Origin of the sequence: Pseudomonas sp. NLJ1, from assembly GCF_049486705.1 — a bacterium.
GTDB lineage: Bacteria > Pseudomonadota > Gammaproteobacteria > Pseudomonadales > Pseudomonadaceae > Aquipseudomonas > Aquipseudomonas inefficax.
This window is the reverse complement of sequence record NZ_CP137735.1, coordinates 940877-959012: the sequence shown is the minus strand read 5'-3', so window position 1 is coordinate 959012 and position 18136 is coordinate 940877. Positions and strand designations below refer to the sequence as shown.

Sequence of the window (18136 nt, the reverse complement as noted above, 5' to 3'; positions counted from 1 at the left end):
AAGGAACCCACATGGCACTGCACCCTGATCTGGCGGCATTTCTGGAACTGGTCGAATTTGGCCGGCTGACGGGCAGGAGCCTGCCCATGCACGCAATGGACGTGGCCCAGGCCCGTGCCGAGTTCGAGGGCAGCTCGCAGGTACTCGACCCGAGCCCGCCCGGCAACGTCACGGTCAGCGAGTTGCAGCTTACCGCGCGCGACGGTGCCCGCCTGGCTGCTCGTCTGTACCGCCGGGGCGATGCCGGGGCTGCCTTGCAGCCAGTGATCCTGTACCTGCATGGCGGCGGCTATGTGGTCGGCAGCCTCGATTCGCATGACTCGGTGTGCCGTCGCCTGGCGGCCCTGGGCGAGTTCGCGGTGCTGGCGGCGGACTACCGGCTGGCACCGGAGCAGCAGTTCCCGATGGCCCTGCACGATGCGCTGGACGCGGCCAACTGGCTGGCCGAGCAGGCGGCCTCGCTGGGCCTGGACAATCGCCGGGTGGTGCTGGCAGGGGACAGCGTGGGCGCGAGCCTGGCGGCGGTGCTGGCCATTACGGCGGTGGCGCAGCCCGAGGCGCTGGCGTTCAAGCCGCTGGCACAGTTGCTGTTTTACCCGGTGACCGATATCTCCTGCCAGCGTGAGTCCCATCGCCAGCATGCCGAGGGTTACCTGCTGGAGACGCCCACCCTGGAGTGGTTCTACCAGCACTATGCGCCGCAGCGCGAGCAGCGCCTGGACTGGCGGGTGTCGCCGTTGCTGTCGACGCTGCGCCAGCCTTTGGCACCGGCTTACCTGTTCGTGGCCGAATATGACCCGTTGCATGACGAGGGCATGGCCTATCGCGACTGGCTGGTGGCAGGCGGGACGGCGGTGACCTTTGCCCGGGTGGAGGGGCTGACCCATGACTTCTTGCGCATGTCGGGGATCGTGGGGCAGGTGGAGGGGATTTACCGGGATGTCGGGGAGTGGTTGAAGCGGGTCGATGGCCAATCCTGACTTGAGCTCGCCGGGGGCGCGTTGCGCCCCTTTCGCGACACAAGGCCGCTCCCACAAAAGCACTGCGCCCACCGAACCATGTGGGAGCGGCCTTGTGTCGCGATGGGCCGCAAAGCGGCCCCCGGGCCTCACCCGCGAACGTGCTTCTTCAACGCATCGACCAATCGCTCGATCTCCGCCTCGGTATTCAACAGCCCAGGCGCCGTCCGTACCACCGGCCCCACATCCCGCGACACGGCATCCACCACGATGCGCTGGCTGTTGAGGTACCGGGCCACCTCGTCAGCATCCTGCCCCGTCACCCGGAAGAAGGTGAACCCCGCCGAATACTGCGTGCTGCGCGGTGTCACCAGCTCGATCCCCGGCAGCGCTTCAAGCCGCTGCCTGAGATAGCCATTAAGCCCATGAATCCGCGCCTGCACCGCCGCCTTGCCCAGCTGCAGGTGTAGCTCGAACGCCTTGCCCAATGCCCAGCGGTGCTCGAAGGCGTGGTAACCCCCGGGCGTCATCACCGTGGCAAAGTCCTCATTCTCGGAAAACGTCGCAATGGTCGGGTTCAGCTGCTTCAGTTCGCTGGACGCCGCGCAGATGATCCCGGTACCCCGTGGCCCGAACATCCACTTGTGCGTGCCGGCGATGAAGTAGTCGCAGTTGAGATCGGCAAAGCGCATGTCTTCGACGCCGAAGCCATGCACACCGTCGATCACGTAGATGATCTGGTCCTGCTCGTCACGCTGGCGATTGACCTCGCGCACCAGCGCGCCGATCTCGCCCACGGGCAGTTTCACGCCACTGCCCGAGTGCACCCAGGTCATGCCCAGCACTCGGGTTTTAGGCCCGATGGCCGCCGCGATGGTGGCCAGTACCTGGTCGCTGGAGACTTTGGCGGGGTCGTCGAACAGGCGTAACCGGTGGACCGGTGTGCCATCGCGCGAAGTGCGGAAACCCATGGTATGGCGGGCGGCCGAATGCTCGTGCACGGTGGTGAGAATTTCCTGCCCCGGGGCAATCTTCAGCCCGCCATAGATCAGCCCCAGGCCTTCGGTGGTGCTGCCGGTCAGGGCGATTTGCCGGGGCGTCACTTCGAGGTAGCGGGCTGCCCATTCACGCACGGCGGCTTCGTGCTTCCACTCCGACTGGCTGTCCCAGTCGACCATGCGGGCCGGGTGGTGGTCGAAGCGCGCACGCAGGGCCTCGATGGCTTCGCGCACGGGCCGTGGGTGCGAGGTGATCAGGAAGTTGGCAAAGTGCGCGTACGCCGGGTCCAGCTCGAACAGGTTGCGAAACGCGGCCCAGTCGCTGGCGGTCGCCGGTGGTGCAGTTGCCGCTTGGGCGGCCGGCAGCAGTGGGCCTGTGAGGGGCAGGGCGGCCGCAAGCAGGCCGGCCTGCTTGAGAAAGGTGCGACGATCGTTCATCAAATGGCTCGCTAGGGTCAGGGGGATGAGGTGGCGACAGGTTGCGCGGCGCGCTGCACCTGCTCCCACACCCGCAGGAAGTTGCCGCCCCAGAGCTTGGCGATATCCGCTTCGGAGTAGCCGCGGCTGATCAGTTCGGCGGTGACGTTGCGTGCTTCACTGGCGTTCTGCCAACCGTCGATGCCGCCGCCTTCATTGAAGTCCGAACTCAGGCCGACATGGTCGATGCCGACCTTGCGCACGGTGTAGTCGATGGCGTCGCCATAGTCCTTGAGCGTGGCCGGCGGTTCTTCCTCGAGAATGCCGTACAGCGCGTTGGCGTACTGGCCGACCTTCTGCTCGGGCCAGCCGGCGATCACCGGGTCACCGGGCATCAGTGCGTAGTCGAGGTTGGCCAGTGGCGGCAGGTCGTAGCGGGCGCGCAGGGCGTTGAGTTTGTCCTGGGTCTTGCTGCTCAAAGGCTTGAGATAGGTGGAGAAGGCCACCAGCTGGATCACGCCGCCGCTGTCCTTGATCAGCTGCAGCTCCTTGTCGGAGAGGTTGCGCCTGATATCGACCATGGCCCGTGGCGCCGAGTGCGAAGCCACCACCGGCGCGCGGCTGAGGGCAACGGCCTGGGCCAGGGCCTTGCTGGACATTTGCGACACATCGATGATCACGCCCAGGTCGTTCAGCCGCTGCACGGCGCGCTTGCCGAGCGGCGAAAGGCCGTCCAGGGCATCGGCGGTGTCATTGAAGAACGGCAGTGGGCGCGAGGAATCGGCCCAACTGTTGTTGCCCACGTAGCTGAAGCCGAACATGCGCACGCCGCGCGCGGCCCAGCGGTCGAGTTGGTCTATGTCATCGCCCAGGGCATAGGCATTGAGCATGCTGAGGAACACCGCGAATTTGCCTTCGCCGTGCAGGCGCCGCATGTCTTGCGGGGTATAGGCGATACCCACCTGCAGCGGGAAGTCGCGGACCATGGCGGTGATGGCGTTGTAGCGCACCTCCTGGGTGTGGCGGGCGGCTTCGACGAAGCCTGGGGTGGGGCGGTGCGGGCCACCGTCACCGGTCCAGGATTCCGGCCAGGCGAAGATGGTCAGGGCCGCGCCGGACAAGCGCCCGCGTGCGGCCTTGGCCAGGTCGAAGCGGCCATTGCCATCCCTGTCGGCTTCGCTGCCTTCGGTGCCGAAGGTCAGCGGCAGGGTGACATGGCTGTCGAACGAGATGATGCGTTCCTGCAGGTCGTTGGCCTGGCGGGTCACCTCCCTGGAGTAGCCGGCGGGTGTGGCGAAGTAGTGCCAGGCGGCAAACCCGGCGCCAGCGGCAACCGCCGCGGCCAGGCTGATAAACAGGGCTTTCTTCCAGCGTGGAGTCGTCATCTTGGTCTCAATAGGTTCACCGTCGAGGGATGGGCACAGAGGCCGCCGCTACCTGCAGTGAACGAGCGCGCACCCGGGAAATTTAGCCGCGTATGCTCCCTGAACGCCGCTAAATTTCGCCTGCCGTGCAACGTTCTAGCCTTGGACGGGCCGTGCTCCATGGCCGCAATGAATGCACAGGTATGCAATGACGATTTCCCGACGCGGTTTCATCGCCGGTGTGGCATTGACGGGTGTGGTGGTGCCCGGTGCGCTGGGGGCGCTGTATATGCAGCGCCAGCGTGCCGCCGAGGAATTCCCGGAAACCCCTGGCGAGGCCGTCGTCGAGTTGGCCGATACCCGCCTGCAGCAGCTGGGCGATACACTGCGCGGCATCTGGCGCTGGACCCTGCAGGGCAGGGATGCGGGGCTGGACGGTCTACCCACGGGTGAACTGGAGCTGTTCCTGGATGTGACGACCAGCGGGCGGGCCTTGCGCGGTTACCTGGATACCCCCGAGCGCCTGCGCGGGCAGGAAGAGCCGCGCTACCGCGTGGTAGGCGACCTGTTGGCGGACAAGCCGGGCACCCTGCGCTGGCGCCTGTTTTCGGCCCAGGCCCGCTATGAGTGCCACATCGTGCTCGACGAGGTCTGGGGCCGGTTCGGCAACGCCGGGCCGGCCACCCTCAGCGGGCGCATTGCACGCCTGGACCGCGCGCTGACATTGCCCGTGGAGGACAACCAGTTCCTGGCCTTGAAGCGCAGCTTCCCCGAGGCGCGCGAGCGTATCCCGCTGAACCCGCAACTGCTGGCCTGGCTGACCGCCCCGGAGCATCGCCTGTTCCACCAGCTGTGGCACTCGTCGCGGGACAAATGGCACAAACTGAGCAAGGACAAGCAGGGCGCCCTGCGTGGCCTGGGCTGGCAGCCCGGGCCGCGTGACCGCGAGCGTGACGCGCGGGGCCGGCACAAGGACCGCAACGGCTCCGGCGAGGATTTTTTCTTCATGCATCGGCACATGCTTGGCAGTGCCCGCGCCTTGCAGGACTTGCCGTCATGGACGCGCTTCCCGTTGCCGCAGCCGGAACTGGAACGCGACCGGGCCGGCTTCGCCCGCTACTTCGACAACCATGACGGCAATGCCCTGCCGCCCACCTGGCTGGCCAGCGGTGATGCGGAATACACCCAGTGGGTACGCGACATCAAGACACCGGATACCTTCCATGGCAACTTCCAGGTCTGGGAATCACGCTACACCGACCCGGAGTACCTGAGCACCTTGACCCTGGGCCAGTTCGGTTCGGAAGTGGAACTGGGCCTGCACGACTGGCTGCACATGCGCTGGGCATCGGTGCCGCGCGACCCCTCCAACGGCATGCCGGTGCCGACGGCGCGCACGCCGGATGATTTTGCCGAACGCTGGTTTGCAGAACAGAACGATTTTCTCGGTGATCCGTTTTCATCCCATGTGAACCCGGTGTTCTGGCACTTTCATGGCTGGATCGACGACCGCATCGAGGACTGGTTCCATGCCCATGAGCGGCTGCATCCGGGCGAGGTGCGGCGCCTGGAAGTCAATGGCGTGCCATGGTTTGCGCCAGGTCGCTGGGTGGAGGTGGCCGACCCGTGGCTGGGGCCGGATACCCACGGTTGCTCGACGGTGCCGGGCTTGCGCCCCGGGCGCAGTGTAGAGATGGACCCCGAGACCATGAAGCTGGCGTTGCGCATCATCTACAGCGATGACGACCTGCTCGACAAGCTGCGGCCCAAGGTACCGCAGCGGCCGTGGTATGCGCGCAACCTGAAGGTGGCGCAGCGCTCGCGTTGAAGCCCCCGAGGCATGCGCCGCCTTTTTGTAGGAGCGGCCTTGTGTCGCGATGGGCTGCGCAGCAGCCCCCGGATTTCAACGTTGATGCGGATAATGCCGGGGCCGCCTTGCGGCCCATCGCGACACAAGGCCGCTCCTACAACGGGGCGCGCAGGTGTTCTAGTTGCCAGCCACCCCCCAATGCCTTGTACAACGCCACGCTGCCCTGCAACCGGGCCAAGCGCAGTTGTGCCTGTTGGTCCTGCGCCGCATACAAGGTGCGCTGGGTCTCCAGCACGCTCAACAACGTCTCCGCGCCCGCGCCATAACGCTGCTGCGCCAGGTCGAACGCCAGCCGCGCCTGCGTCACCTCTTCATCCTGCCATTGCCGCTGGTGGTCCACGCCCCGGATCGCATTGAGGGCTTTCTCGACATCGGCAAAAGCGGCCAGGATGCTGCTGCGGTAGGTCTCCAGCAACTCCATCTGTTCAGCTTCGGCCAGTTCACGCGCGGCACGCAGCCGGCCGTTGTTGAAGATCGGCGCGACCAGGCCGCTGGTAAGGGTGTAGTAGGAGCTGTCGAACAAATGGGCAAAGGTATTGGCGCCAGCCCCCAGGTTGGCCCCGAGGGTGAGCTTGGGCAGCATGGCGGCGCGGGCGACCTGCACGTTGGCGCTGGCGGCGGCCAGCCGTGCTTCTGCCGCGGCAATGTCCGGGCGGCGGGTGAGCAGTTCGCTGGGCACGCCGCTGCCAATGGCGGGCCATTGCAGGGTGTTGATCGCGTCCTGGCTGGCAGGTAGCGATTGCACCGGGTCGCCGAGCAGGGTCGCCAGGGTGACCCGGCTGTCTTGCCACTTCTGTTCCAGTAACGGCAGTTGGCGTTGCTGCGCGGCCACCAGGCTGCGCTGCTGGGCTAGTTCCAGGCGCGTGGCGGAACCGCTGCGCTGGCGTGCTTCGACCAGGCCCAGCACGTCCTGGGCGTTGCGCAGGTTGAGGCGGGCAATGCGCAACTGCTCCTGCAGGGCCAGCCCCTGCAGGTAACTGTCAGCCACCGCGCTGACCAGGGTCAGCTCCACGGTCTGGCGGTCGAAGCGGCTGGCATCCAGGCTGCGCAGTGCACTTTCGCGGGTCGCCCGCAGGCCGCCCCAGAAGTCGATTTCGTAGCTGGCGCTGAGCTGCATACCGAACGAGGTGCTGGTGGGTTCGCTGCGGCTGACATCCAGCTGGTCGTAGCCGTCGCCGTGCAGCAGGCGTTGGCGGCTACCGTCCAGGCCCAGCTTCAGCTCCGGCAGCAGCGGCGCGCCAGCAATGACGGCGCGGGCCTGGGCCTGGCGTACCCGCGCCGTGGCGGCAGCCAGGTCGTGGGCATTGTGCAGGGCGTGCTGCACCAGGCGGTCGAGTTCGCGGCTGGCGAAGGCTTGCCACCACTGTGTCGTTGGCAGTTGTGCCGAGGGTGATGCGGCCTCGCCTTGCCAGGCGGCTGGCGCGGCGATGCCGCTGGCGGGTGTTGGCGGCGTGCTGCAAGCGGCGAGGCATATGCATAAGGTCAACAGGCTGATGCGGCTAGGCAGAGTCATGGGTTATTCGCTGGTAAGGGCTTTGACCGGGTCGAGGCGGGCGGCTTTGCGCGCTGGCATGAAGCCGAACACGATGCCGGTAACGACGGCGCAGGCGAAGGCGCCGAGCATGGCGGGCAGGGCAAAGGCCACTGCCACTTCGGCCAGCATCAGGCCACCACCAATGGCCAGGGCCAGGACGATGCCGGCCAGGCCGCCGACCATCGACAGCATCACCGCCTCGCTGAGGAATTGCCGCAGAATGTCGCGTTGGCGCGCGCCGGTGGCCATGCGAATGCCGATTTCACGGGTGCGCTCGCGCACGGTCATCAACATGATGTTCATCACGCCGATGCCGCCCACCAGCAGCGAAATCGCCGCGATCGCCCCCAGCATCAGCGACAGGCTGTTCTGCGTGCGCGCCTCGGCCTGGATCAGCGCCGCGTCATTGGTCAGCTCGAAGTCCTGGCGGCCGTTGTGGCGCTGGCGCAGCAGCTTGTCGATGGCCGCTTCGGCTTCGTTGACCCGCGTGGAGTCGAGGGCAGCAACAGCGATGTAGTCCGGGTCGCGCTGGCCGAACAGGCGGATGGCTGCAGCGGAATAGGGCACCACGATGCGCCCGTCGCTGTCCTGGTCGCCAGAGCTGGCGCCCTTGCCGGCCAGGATACCGACCACCTGGAACGGCACATTGCCAATCAGCAGGTACTGCCCCAAGGGGGCGCGCCCAGGGTCGAGCATCTTTTCCCGCACTTTCTGGCCGATTACCGCCACCGCGGCAGCGTTGGCTTCATCGGTATCGGTGTAGAAGCTGCCTTGCACCGCCGGCCAGTTGAAGATCTCGGGGAACCCGGTGTTGTTGCCACCCACGTAGAACCGCTGGCTGTTGTTGCCGTGGCGCACCATCATCTTTTCGCCAATCACCGGCATCACGTGCTTGACCTGCGGAAGTTGGCCGATGGCGGCGACATCGTCGAGGGTGATGGTGCCGGCCTGCTCGCCCAGGCTTGCCGGCTTGCCGTTGAGGTAGAGGATGTTCGAGCCGAAGGCTGCCATCTGCGCCATGACCTGGCGCTTGCTGCCTTCGCCCACCGCCAGCATCACCACCACCGAGGCCACGCCGATGACGATGCCCAGCAGGGTCAGGGCGGTGCGGAAGCGGTTGACCCACATCACCCGCCAGGCCGCCTGCAGGGCTTCGAGCAGTTCGCCTTTCCACGCGCCGTGCAAGGTCGCGCCACGGTCCAGGCGCTGGCGCAGCTGGTCGGCCTGCAGCCCGCGGCCATTGTCGACCGTGGGCGTTTCGGCGGCCGAATCGCTGATGATCAACCCGTCACTGATTTCGATCACGCGCTGCGCCCGCGCCGCGACGTTGCGGTCATGGGTGATCAGGATGATCACGTGGCCCTGGCTGGCCAGTTCGTCGAGCAACGCCATCACTTCGGTGCCGCTGTGGCTGTCGAGGGCGCCGGTGGGTTCGTCGGCGAGGATGATATGGCCGCCGTTCATCAACGCCCGGGCAATCGACACCCGTTGCTGCTGGCCGCCAGACAACTGGTGCGGGCGGTTGCCGGTGCGGCTGGCCAGGCCCAGGCGGCCGAGCAGGGCGCTGGCACGGGCGTGGCGTTCGTCGGCGGCGACGCCGGCATAGATGGCCGGCATTTCGACGTTTTCCTGGGCCGAGCCCGAGGGGATCAGGTGGTAGCCCTGGAACACGAAGCCAAACGCTTCGCGGCGCAGCCAGGCCAGTTCGTCGCTGCCCAGCTCTGCCACATCCTTGCCGGCGAAGCGATAGCTGCCGGACGTGGGGCGGTCGAGGCAGCCGAGGATGTTCATCAAGGTCGACTTGCCGGAGCCGGAGGCGCCGACGATGGCGACGAACTCGCCGGGATGGATGCGCAAGCTGATGCCATGGAGGATATCGACCTTGGGCGTTTCGACGCCGCCGTAGGATTTACGGATGTCGACCAGTTCGATCAGGGGTGTGCTCATTCAACCTCCGCTGACGCCAGGAGCGCCGATCACCAGGCGTTCGCCTTCGTTGAGGCCGTCCAGCACCTGCACCCGCAGGCGGTCGCTGAGGCCGGTGCGCACCTGGCGCTGTTCCACCTTGCCGTCGGCGGTCAGCACATGCGCCAGGCGCAGGCCATCGCCGTCGTCCAGCGCGGCCAGTGGTACGGTCAGCACCTGGCTGGCTTTGCCGGCGACAAAGAACACCTGCGTGGTCATCTCGGCCATCAGTGCTCCGTCTGGGTTGTCGACATCCAGCAGCACGCTGTACTGCACCACCTGGCTGCCGGCACTGCCATTGCTGACGCTGGCCGGGCTGCCGCCGCCCTGGCTGGCCTGCTCCAGTGGCTTGGGCGGGATCGGCAGCACTTGCCGAACGGTACTGGTCCAGCGGCGTTTGCCGCCGGCCAGGGTGGTGAAGTAGGCGGTCATGCCCGGCGTGACCTTGCCGATGTCGGCCTCCGACACCTGGGCCCACACGGTCATCGGCGAGAGCTTGGCGATGCGCAGGATCAACGGGGTTTGCTGTTGGGCGTTGAGGGTTTGCCCCTCACGGGCATCCACCGCCACTACCGTGCCGTCCATCGGCGCGTAGATGCGCGTGTAGCCCAGCTCGGCCTCGTCACTACGCAGGCTGGCCTGGGCCTGGCGGATCTGCGCCTGGAACATGTCGATACGTGCCTGGGTGACTTTCAGCTGTGCGGCGGCCGTTTGCACATCCTCGTCGCGGGTGGCGCCGGCGGCGGCCAGGTCCTGTTGGCGTTTGAGCTGCTGCCGGGCCAGTTGGAACTGCGCACGTTGTTCGGCCAGTTGGGCCTTGAGGTTGTCGATCGAGTAGCGGCCGGCATCCAGCCGGGCCTGCTGGGTCGAAGGGTCGATCTCGACCAGCAGCTGACCTTTGCGCACTGTGTCGCCGACCTCCACATGCAGGGTGTGGATCTGCCCCGACGCCTGGGCACCGACGTCCACGTAGCGCCTTGGTTGCAGGGTGCCCAGCGCGGTGACGCTGCTTTCGATGTCGGCGCGGGTCACGGCAACCGTGCCGAGCGGCTGTGCGCCGTAGGGCAGGGCCTTCCAGGCCAGCAGGCTGCCCAGGCCGAGCAGGCCCAGGCCGGTGAGCAGGAGCCGGCGACGGGTGTTGGTTAAAGGTCTCATGCAGACATCCAGCCGAGGGGGTGCCAGATAGACGAAAGCGGCAGGGGGGGATTTAGCGCAGTGAATTTGGTGCGATCTGTGTAGGAGCGGCCTTGTGTCGCGAAAGGGGGGCGAAGCGCCCCCAGGATATTCGCATCACTGCAGATTGCCGGGGCCGCTTTGCGGCCCTTTCGCGACACAAGGCCGCTCCTATAGGGATTGTGTATGCCTTGGCCCTTGTTGCTGAGAATAATTATAATTTGTAAGATCGCACGCTGACATCACTCGGTCCCGCGTTGCTGCCTGAAAGGGCTTTCTGGCATAGGCTGGCAGGACGATCTCAGGTAACGTCGTGGAACATTACTATCGCGAACTGGTGGGCTTCCTTTCCGCGCGCCTGGGCAGTCGGCAGGCCGCCGAAGATGTGGCGCACGATGCCTACCTGCGGGTGCTGGAACGCACCGACGCCGAGCGCATCGAGCACCCGCGTGCCTTCCTTTACCGCACCGCGCTCAACCTCGTGGTCGACCGCCATCGGCGGCATCAGGTACGTCAGGCCGAGCCGCTGGAGGTGCTGGACAGCGACGAGCGCTGGCACACCCCGGCGCCGACTTACGACATGCAGTTCGACCAGCGGCTGGCGCTGATGCAGCGCGCTCTGGGTGAGCTGAGCAAGGTCTGCCGCGACTGTTTCCTGCTGCGCAAGCTGGAAGGTCTGTCACACCAGCAGATTGCCGAGCACCTGGGGATTTCCCGCAGCCTGGTGGAAAAGCACATCGTCAATGCCATGAAGCACTGCCGGGTGCGCATGCGCGAGTGGGAATCCTGATCGCCGGGTTGAATGCGGATGAAAATTCCGTCAGTCGATCACTTGATTTCCGCGGCTTTCCCGACTTCTATCAAAGAAGACCCCAGCCAGGCGTAGCCTTGGCAGCAGCCGTTACTGGCGCAGTATGGTCATGGAGCCTACCCATTACCCAACTGCCCAGGTCCCGCCATGGCCAACAAGACCCTGCGCATCCTCATCGCCGACGCACACCCCTGCCAGCGCCTGCAGCTGGAGCGGCTGCTCAACGGCCTGGGTTACTACCGGATAGCGCCAGTGGACAGCTTCGAGGAGCTGCAGCGCCTGGTGCTGAGTGCCTTGCAGCCGTTCCACCTGTTGTTGGGCAATATCGAGCTGGCCAGCCATGCCGGGGTCGATCTGGCGCGCTTCTGTCGCGTCAGCACGCAGATCCAGCATGCCCTGCTTTATCACTCTACCCAGTTGCAGGTGCCATTGGTGCCGCAGACCGAGCGCCAGGCCGTCAGCCTGAGCCTGCCCCAGGTGCCCGACAACGAGGCTCTGGAGGCATTCATGGCGATCATCGATACGCCGCTGCTGGTCGGCAAGGCACCGCTGCCGGGCACCGTGCCGGCTGCTACGGCGCGGCCACGGCCGAGGGCCAATTTCGTCAACACCATGTTCAGCCGCTAAAGCCGCAGCGGGCGGGGCAAGGGGGCAGCTATTTGCTATCCTCTTGCCCTTTGCCGATTTGCGGACCCTGCCATGACTGCCATCGATACCGCTCGCCCGCCCCGGTTCAGCCGCGGCGACCACCGGACCCTGGGCCTGGCGGCGTTGGGCGGCGCGCTGGAAATCTACGACTTCATCATCTTCGTATTCTTTGCGCTGACCCTCAGCCAGCTGTTCTTCCCGCCCGAGATGCCCGAATGGCTGCGCCTGCTGCAAAGCTTCGGAATCTTCGTCACTGGCTACCTGGCGCGGCCGCTGGGTGGCATCCTGATGGCGCATTTCGCCGACCACCTGGGGCGCAAGCGGGTCTTCAGCCTGAGTATCCTGATGATGGCCCTGCCGTGCCTGTTGATCGGGGTGATGCCGACTTACGCCGACATCGGCTATGCCGCGCCGCTGATCCTGCTGGCCCTGCGCATCCTGCAGGGCGCGGCGGTGGGCGGCGAGGTGCCGAGCGCCTGGACCTTCGTCGCCGAGCACGCGCCAGCCGGGCGCCGCGGTTACGCCTTGGGCTTCCTGCAGGCCGGGCTGACCTTCGGCTACCTGCTGGGGGCGTTGACCGCGACCTTGCTGGCACAGCTGTTCACCCCCCAGGAAATCCTCGACTACGCCTGGCGCTATCCGTTCCTGCTCGGCGGGGTATTCGGCGTGATTGGTGTGTGGCTGCGTCGTTGGCTCAGCGAAACACCGGTATTTCTTGCCCTGCGCGCGCGCCAGCAGCAGCCGGTGAGCTTCCCGCTGCGGCGGGTGCTGGGCGAACACCGCCGGGCGTTGATCCCGGCGGCGCTGCTGACCTGTGTGCTGACCTCCGCCGTGGTGGTGCTGGTGGTGATCACCCCGACAGTGATGCAGCAGCGCTTCGGCATGAGTGCCGGGCACACTTTTGCCTTGAGCAGCGTGGGTATCGTCTTTCTCAACATCGGCTGCGTGCTGGCAGGGCTGTTGGTCGACCGCGTAGGCGCCTGGCGGGCGCTGATGCTCTACAGCCTGTTGCTGCCGGTGGGCATCGGTGCGTTGTATGCCAGCCTGGTGGGGCAGTGGGGCATGACCTGGCTGGCCTATGCGCTGGCGGGGTTGAGCTGCGGTGTGGTGGGGGTGGTGCCGTCAGTGATGGTCGGGTTGTTCCCGGCCGAGATTCGCGTGTCGGGCATTTCCTTCACCTACAACGTGGCCTACGCACTTTGGGCCAGCACCACACCGCTGGCGCTGATTGCGCTGATGCCGTGGAGCCCTTGGGTGTGTGTCGGCTTTTGTCTGGTCATGGGCACCGTGGGGCTGCTTACCGCCTGGTATTTCGGGCGTGGTGAATCGCTCGCAATGACTGAGCCAGACCTCCAGCTCACGCGCTCCTACACGGGCCAATACAGCCAGAACAGGTAAAACAAAAAGCCCCCGGCTCGTGAGAACCGGGGGCTTTTTATTACAAGGGCAGGGCCTTACATGTTCGGGTAGTTCGGCCCGCCAGCGCCTTCAGGGGTGACCCAGGTGATGTTCTGGGCCGGGTCCTTGATGTCGCAGGTCTTGCAGTGCACGCAGTTCTGCGCGTTGATCTGGAAGCGCTTGTTGCCGTCTTCCTGGGTGACCACTTCGTACACGCCCGCCGGGCAGTAGCGCTGGGCCGGCTCGTCGTACAGCGGCAGGTTGCTGGCGATCGGCACGTTCGGGTCGGCAAGCTTCAGGTGGCAGGGTTGTTCCTCTTCGTGGTTGGTGCTGGAGAGGAATACCGAGCTGAGCTTGTCGAAGCTGAGCTTGCCGTCCGGTTTCGGGTAATCGATCTTCTGCGACTCGGCCGCCAGCTTGAGGCAGGCGTAGTCCGGCTTGGTGTCGTGCAGGGTGAACGGCAGCTTGCCGCCGAACCAGTTCTGGTCCACATAGTTGAACGCTGCGCCCAGCAGTGGGCCGAACTTGTGCATGGCCGGGCCGAAGTTGCGGCTGGCGAACAGTTCTTCGTACAGCCAGCTGGCCTTGAAGGCGCTGACGTAGCCGTTCAGCTGGTCGCCGCCTTCGCTGCCGGCGAGCAGAGCGTCGGCCACCGCTTCGGCGGCCAGCATGCCGGACTTCATCGCGGTGTGGCTGCCCTTGATCTTGGCGAAGTTAAGGGTGCCCAGGTCACAGCCGATCAGCGCGCCGCCGTTGAAGACCATCTTCGGCAGCGAGTTGAAGCCGCCCTTGCAGATGGCACGGGCACCATAGCTGATGCGCTTGCCACCTTCGAGGTATTGCGCCATCACCGGGTGGTGCTTCAGGCGCTGGAACTCGTCGAACGGCGACAGGTACGGGTTGGCGTAGGACAGGTCGACGATCAGGCCGACCACCACCTGGTTGTTTTCCAGGTGATAGAGGAACGAACCACCGGTGTTGTCCTTGGCCATCACATCCAGCGGCCAGCCGGCGGTGTGCACCACCAGGCCCTGCTCGTGCTTGGCCGGGTCGATTTCCCAGATTTCCTTCAGGCCGATGCCGTAGTGCTGGACGTCGGATTCGCTATCCAGGTTGAAGCGCTTGATCAGCTGCTTGCCGATGTGGCCACGGCAACCTTCGGCAAACAGGGTGTACTTGCCACGCAGCTCCATGCCAGGGGTGTACATGCCATCTTTCGGGTTGCCTTCACGGTCGACGCCCATGTCACCGGTGACAATGCCGCGCACCACGCCGTTTTCATCGAACAGCGCTTCCTGGGCGGCGAAGCCCGGGTAGACTTCCACGCCCAGGTTCTCGGCCTGCTGGGCCAGCCAGCGGCACAGGTTGCCCAGCGAGATGATGTAGTTGCCCTGGTTGTGCATGGTCTTGGGCACGAACAGGTCAGGCACCTTGGTCGAACTGCCGGCATCCTTGAGCACGTAGATGTCGTCACGCTTCACTTCAGTGTTCAGCGGCGCGCCGAGCTCTTTCCAGTCTGGGAACAGCTCGTTCAGGGCGCGAGGTTCGAACACTGCGCCGGAGAGGATGTGGGCGCCGACTTCAGAGCCTTTTTCCACCACGCAGACGCTGATTTCGCTACCGGCTTCGGCGGCCTTCTGCTTCAGGCGGCAGGCGGCGGACAGGCCCGCCGGGCCTGCGCCGACGATGACCACGTCGAATTCCATGTATTCGCGTTCCACTGGTTCTCTCCTACTCATCAAGGCTCGTGCTGTTGCTTTGTCTTATGGGTGCGCGGGGCATTCGCAGCGGTTCTACGCAACGGCGGAACTGTAGCTGGGCAAATGACGGACTACACCGTTTTGTCTTGGCCGCGCATTATATCTACACCACTTGGCGGGTCCAATACAAACGTTTGTTTGAATTTGCCGCAGGCCAGTAAAATCACAGGAACGCGGCTGGAGGGTGACCGATTTGCCGTATTGACCGGATTGGGTGTTACGGTCAAGATACGAGCGGTTTTACGTTCGCCGTAGGCTTGCAGCCGGGCGCAGGTACACCTCTAAAGACCAGGTGTGGAGCAGGGTTTTGCGGCCTTGGGCCGGTTTGTAGTGGAGTTTACACGCCACGACAGAAAATGACCCGTAAGTATTCGTCGCAAGAGTCCGGACAAGACTGTTCGGTCACTGTGAAGTTACCGCCTCCCGGTACGTTTTTAGAGGTGCCCTTGTACCCACGCGCATCGCCGGGCCTGGCCCCAGGCGACTATCTATTCACCGGAGAGTAACGAGGAATCCATGAAGGTTCTTGTAGCTGTCAAACGAGTGGTCGACTACAACGTCAAGGTTCGCGTCAAGGCGGACAACTCCGGCGTCGACCTTGCTAACGTCAAGATGTCCATGAACCCCTTCTGCGAAATCGCCGTGGAAGAAGCCGTACGCCTGAAGGAAAAGGGCGTCGCCACCGAGATCGTCGTTGTTTCCGTCGGCCCGACCACTGCCCAGGAGCAGCTGCGTACCGCCCTGGCCCTGGGTGCCGACCGTGCCATCCTGGTCGAAGCCGCTGACGAACTGAATTCCCTGGCCGTGGCCAAGGCGCTGAAAGCCGTTGTCGACAAAGAGCAGCCGCAGCTGGTCATCCTCGGCAAGCAGGCCATCGACAGCGACAACAACCAGACCGGCCAGATGCTGGCTGCGCTGACCGGCTTCGCCCAGGGCACCTTCGCCTCCAAGGTCGAAGTGGCTGGCGACAAGCTGAACGTCACCCGTGAAATCGACGGCGGCCTGCAGACCGTTGCACTGAACCTGCCGGCCATCGTCACCACCGACTTGCGCCTGAACGAGCCACGCTACGCGTCGCTGCCGAACATCATGAAGGCCAAGAAGAAGCCGCTGGAGACCGTCACTCCAGACGCGCTGGGCGTTTCCCTCGCCTCCACCAACAAGACCCTGAAGGTTGAAGCCCCGGCTGCCCGCAGCGCTGGCATCAAGGTCAAATCGGTGGCCGAACTGGTCGAGAAGCTGAAGAACGAAGCGAAGGTAATCTAAATGACTATCCTGGTTGTCGCTGAATACGAAAACGGTGCCGTAGCCCCGGCCACCCTGAACACTGTTGCTGCTGCCGCCAAGATCGGTGGTGATGTGCACGTGCTGGTTGCTGGCCAGAACGTGGGCGGCGTTGCCGAATCCGCAGCCAAGATCGCTGGCGTGGCCAAGGTACTGGTTGCCGATAACGCCGCCTACGCCCACGCCCTGCCAGAAAACGTCGCGCCGCTGATCGTCGAGCTGGCCAAGGGTTACAGCCACGTGCTGGCCCCGGCCACCACCAACGGCAAGAACATCCTGCCGCGCGTTGCCGCGCTGCTGGACGTGGACCAGATCTCCGAGATCATCTCGGTCGAGTCCGCCGACACCTTCAAGCGCCCGATCTATGCCGGTAACGCCATTGCCACCGTGCAATCGAGCGCCGCCATCAAGGTCATCACCGTGCGTACCACCGGCTTCGACGCCGTGGCCGCCGAAGGTGGTTCGGCTGCCATCGAAGCCGTCGGCGCCGCGCACAACGCCGGCATCTCGGCCTTCGTTGGTGAAGAGCTGGCCAAGTCCGACCGCCCAGAGCTGACTGCTGCCAAGATCGTCGTTTCCGGCGGCCGTGGCATGGGCAACGGTGACAACTTCAAGCACCTGTACAGCCTGGCCGACAAGCTCGGCGCTGCCGTCGGTGCTTCGCGCGCCGCGGTCGACGCAGGCTTCGTGCCGAACGACATGCAGGTCGGCCAGACCGGCAAGATCGTAGCGCCACAGCTGTACATCGCCGTCGGTATCTCCGGCGCGATCCAGCACCTGGCCGGCATGAAGGACTCCAAGGTGATCGTGGCGATCAACAAGGACGAAGAAGCGCCGATCTTCCAGGTAGCCGACTACGGCCTGGTCGCTGACCTGTTCGAAGCGGTTCCGGAGCTGGAAAAGCTGGTCTGATCCGCCTGCTTCACTTATAAAGAACCCGGCCCTTGTACAGGGGGCCGGGTTTTTTTATGACCTGTCCTGGCCCCTGTAGGAGCAGCCTTGTGCTGCGAAGAGGCAGTCACAGCCATAGATATTTGTTGTTCATGCAGGCCCTTTCGCAGCACAAGGCTGCTCCTACAGGGGCGGCGTGTGCCGCTAGGGTGCGAAGCAATACAAGGAGTGAGGGATGACGTTGCGCGGAACGGGCTGGGCGCTGGCATGTGTGGCGCTGTTGATGTCGCCACTGGCCATGGCCGCAGGTAAATGCGAACGCCTGGTAGCAACCGGCAGCCCTGATGCGCCGCCCTATTCATGGCAGGACCCGAACGACCCGAAACACCTGATCGGCGCCAACGTCGACCTGCTGCGCCAGGTGGCTGGCGAGCTGGGCGTGAAAGTGGAGGTGCTGAGCGCCGGCCGTCGTGACCAGGCGCTGGAAGAGGTACGCAGCGGGCGCATGGACCTGCTGCTCGACACCCCCATGCAGGTGGAGCAACTGACTGCGCTGGACTATATCCACCCACCCTTGCAGCTCAACGAATACCTGGTGTGGACGCGCCACGACGCCACACTGGCCTTCGAAGGCCCGGCGGACCTGGCGCAGTACCAGGGCAGTTTGTCCGAGCGCGCGCGGCTGACCCCGGCCTTTACCGCTTTCGCCAAGGCCCAGCTGAAGCTGGTGCCGGCACAGAACCTGACCCAGGCGTTCCAGAAGCTGGTGCTCGGCCAGGTAGATTATGTGCTCGCTGGCCGCTATTCGGGCATGGCCATGGCCCAGAGCCTGGGCATGAGCAATGACCTGATCGCCCGCGGCCTGCCGGTGGATCGGCCGGGTCTGTACTTGGCCCTGTCCCACAATTCGGCTTGCAATGACAGCTGGTTGCGTGGGCAACTGGCGAAAAAACTGACAGAATTGCCGATCTCCGGTGCGTCCGAAGCCGTGCTGCAACGTAATGTCGAGCGCTGGAAAGCGCAGCTGCAGGTGCCGTCGGACGCCCCCAAACATTAGGAAGATT

At 64.9% G+C, this 18136-nt stretch carries 14 protein-coding genes; 8 read left to right on the top strand and 6 right to left on the bottom strand.

Going from position 1 to position 18136, the window contains the following annotated elements:
- Positions 1-11 precede the first annotated feature (11 nt).
- Entirely contained in the window at positions 12-980 is a 969-nt protein-coding gene (locus R9B85_RS04300; RefSeq protein WP_423770859.1) for an alpha/beta hydrolase, read from the top strand.
- A 128-nt stretch (positions 981-1108) separates the two neighbouring features.
- Here the strand turns inward: R9B85_RS04300 and R9B85_RS04295 are convergent, their stop codons facing one another.
- A complete protein-coding gene (locus R9B85_RS04295; protein WP_252378224.1) occupies positions 1109-2395 on the bottom strand; it encodes an aminotransferase class V-fold PLP-dependent enzyme in 1287 nt (428 codons plus the stop codon).
- Between the two features lie 17 nt (positions 2396-2412).
- Positions 2413-3759 carry a pyoverdine-tailoring dipeptidase-like protein PvdM gene (gene pvdM, locus R9B85_RS04290; RefSeq protein WP_112253001.1) on the bottom strand — a complete coding sequence of 449 codons (1347 nt, stop codon included), beginning with the start codon at positions 3757-3759 and terminating at the stop codon, positions 2413-2415.
- A 187-nt stretch (positions 3760-3946) separates the two neighbouring features.
- Between pvdM and R9B85_RS04285 the strand changes: the two genes are divergently transcribed.
- Entirely contained in the window at positions 3947-5566 is a 1620-nt protein-coding gene (locus R9B85_RS04285) for a PvdJ/PvdD/PvdP-like protein (RefSeq protein WP_215521109.1), read from the top strand.
- Positions 5567-5702: 136 nt separating this feature from the next.
- On the opposite strand, the gene R9B85_RS04280 is transcribed toward R9B85_RS04285, so the two are convergent.
- From R9B85_RS04280 to R9B85_RS04270, 3 genes are read right to left on the bottom strand one after another with little or no spacing between them, the layout of a single operon-like run.
- On the bottom strand, positions 5703-7121 hold the full coding sequence (locus tag R9B85_RS04280; RefSeq protein ID WP_215521527.1) for an efflux transporter outer membrane subunit: 1419 nt from the start codon (positions 7119-7121) through the stop codon (positions 5703-5705).
- A 3-nt stretch (positions 7122-7124) separates the two neighbouring features.
- Positions 7125-9089 (bottom strand): MacB family efflux pump subunit, encoded by a 1965-nt coding sequence (locus R9B85_RS04275; protein WP_207878622.1) that lies wholly within the window; start codon positions 9087-9089, stop codon positions 7125-7127.
- On the bottom strand, positions 9090-10262 hold the full coding sequence (locus R9B85_RS04270) for an efflux RND transporter periplasmic adaptor subunit (protein ID WP_423770858.1): 1173 nt from the start codon (positions 10260-10262) through the stop codon (positions 9090-9092).
- 331 nt (positions 10263-10593) lie between these two features.
- On the opposite strand from R9B85_RS04270, the gene R9B85_RS04265 reads away from it, so the two are divergent.
- From R9B85_RS04265 to R9B85_RS04255, 3 genes are all read left to right on the top strand, one after another.
- Positions 10594-11070 (top strand): sigma-70 family RNA polymerase sigma factor, encoded by a 477-nt coding sequence (locus R9B85_RS04265; protein ID WP_112252996.1) that lies wholly within the window; start codon positions 10594-10596, stop codon positions 11068-11070.
- A gap of 168 nt (positions 11071-11238) precedes the next feature.
- Positions 11239-11718: a histidine kinase gene (locus tag R9B85_RS04260; RefSeq protein WP_112252995.1), complete on the top strand. Its 480-nt coding sequence runs from the start codon at positions 11239-11241 to the stop codon at positions 11716-11718.
- Between the two features lie 72 nt (positions 11719-11790).
- Positions 11791-13137, top strand: a complete 1347-nt coding sequence (locus R9B85_RS04255) for an MFS transporter (protein ID WP_112252994.1) — start codon at positions 11791-11793, stop codon at positions 13135-13137.
- A gap of 56 nt (positions 13138-13193) precedes the next feature.
- Here R9B85_RS04255 and R9B85_RS04250 read toward each other — a convergent pair whose 3' ends face one another.
- Complete coding sequence (locus R9B85_RS04250; protein ID WP_112252993.1) at positions 13194-14876, bottom strand: electron transfer flavoprotein-ubiquinone oxidoreductase; 1683 nt, start codon at positions 14874-14876, stop codon at positions 13194-13196.
- Between the two features lie 537 nt (positions 14877-15413).
- Between R9B85_RS04250 and R9B85_RS04245 the strand changes: the two genes are divergently transcribed.
- The 3 genes from R9B85_RS04245 (at position 15414) to R9B85_RS04235 (ending at position 18129) form a co-directional block, all read left to right on the top strand.
- Positions 15414-16163, top strand: a complete 750-nt coding sequence (locus tag R9B85_RS04245) for an electron transfer flavoprotein subunit beta/FixA family protein (RefSeq protein WP_014590265.1) — start codon at positions 15414-15416, stop codon at positions 16161-16163.
- Positions 16164-17093: an electron transfer flavoprotein subunit alpha/FixB family protein gene (locus tag R9B85_RS04240; protein ID WP_085691592.1), complete on the top strand. Its 930-nt coding sequence runs from the start codon at positions 16164-16166 to the stop codon at positions 17091-17093.
- 214 nt (positions 17094-17307) lie between these two features.
- Positions 17308-18129, top strand: coding sequence for a substrate-binding periplasmic protein (locus R9B85_RS04235; protein WP_112252992.1), 822 nt, complete (start codon positions 17308-17310; stop codon positions 18127-18129).
- Positions 18130-18136: the final 7 nt, after the last annotated feature.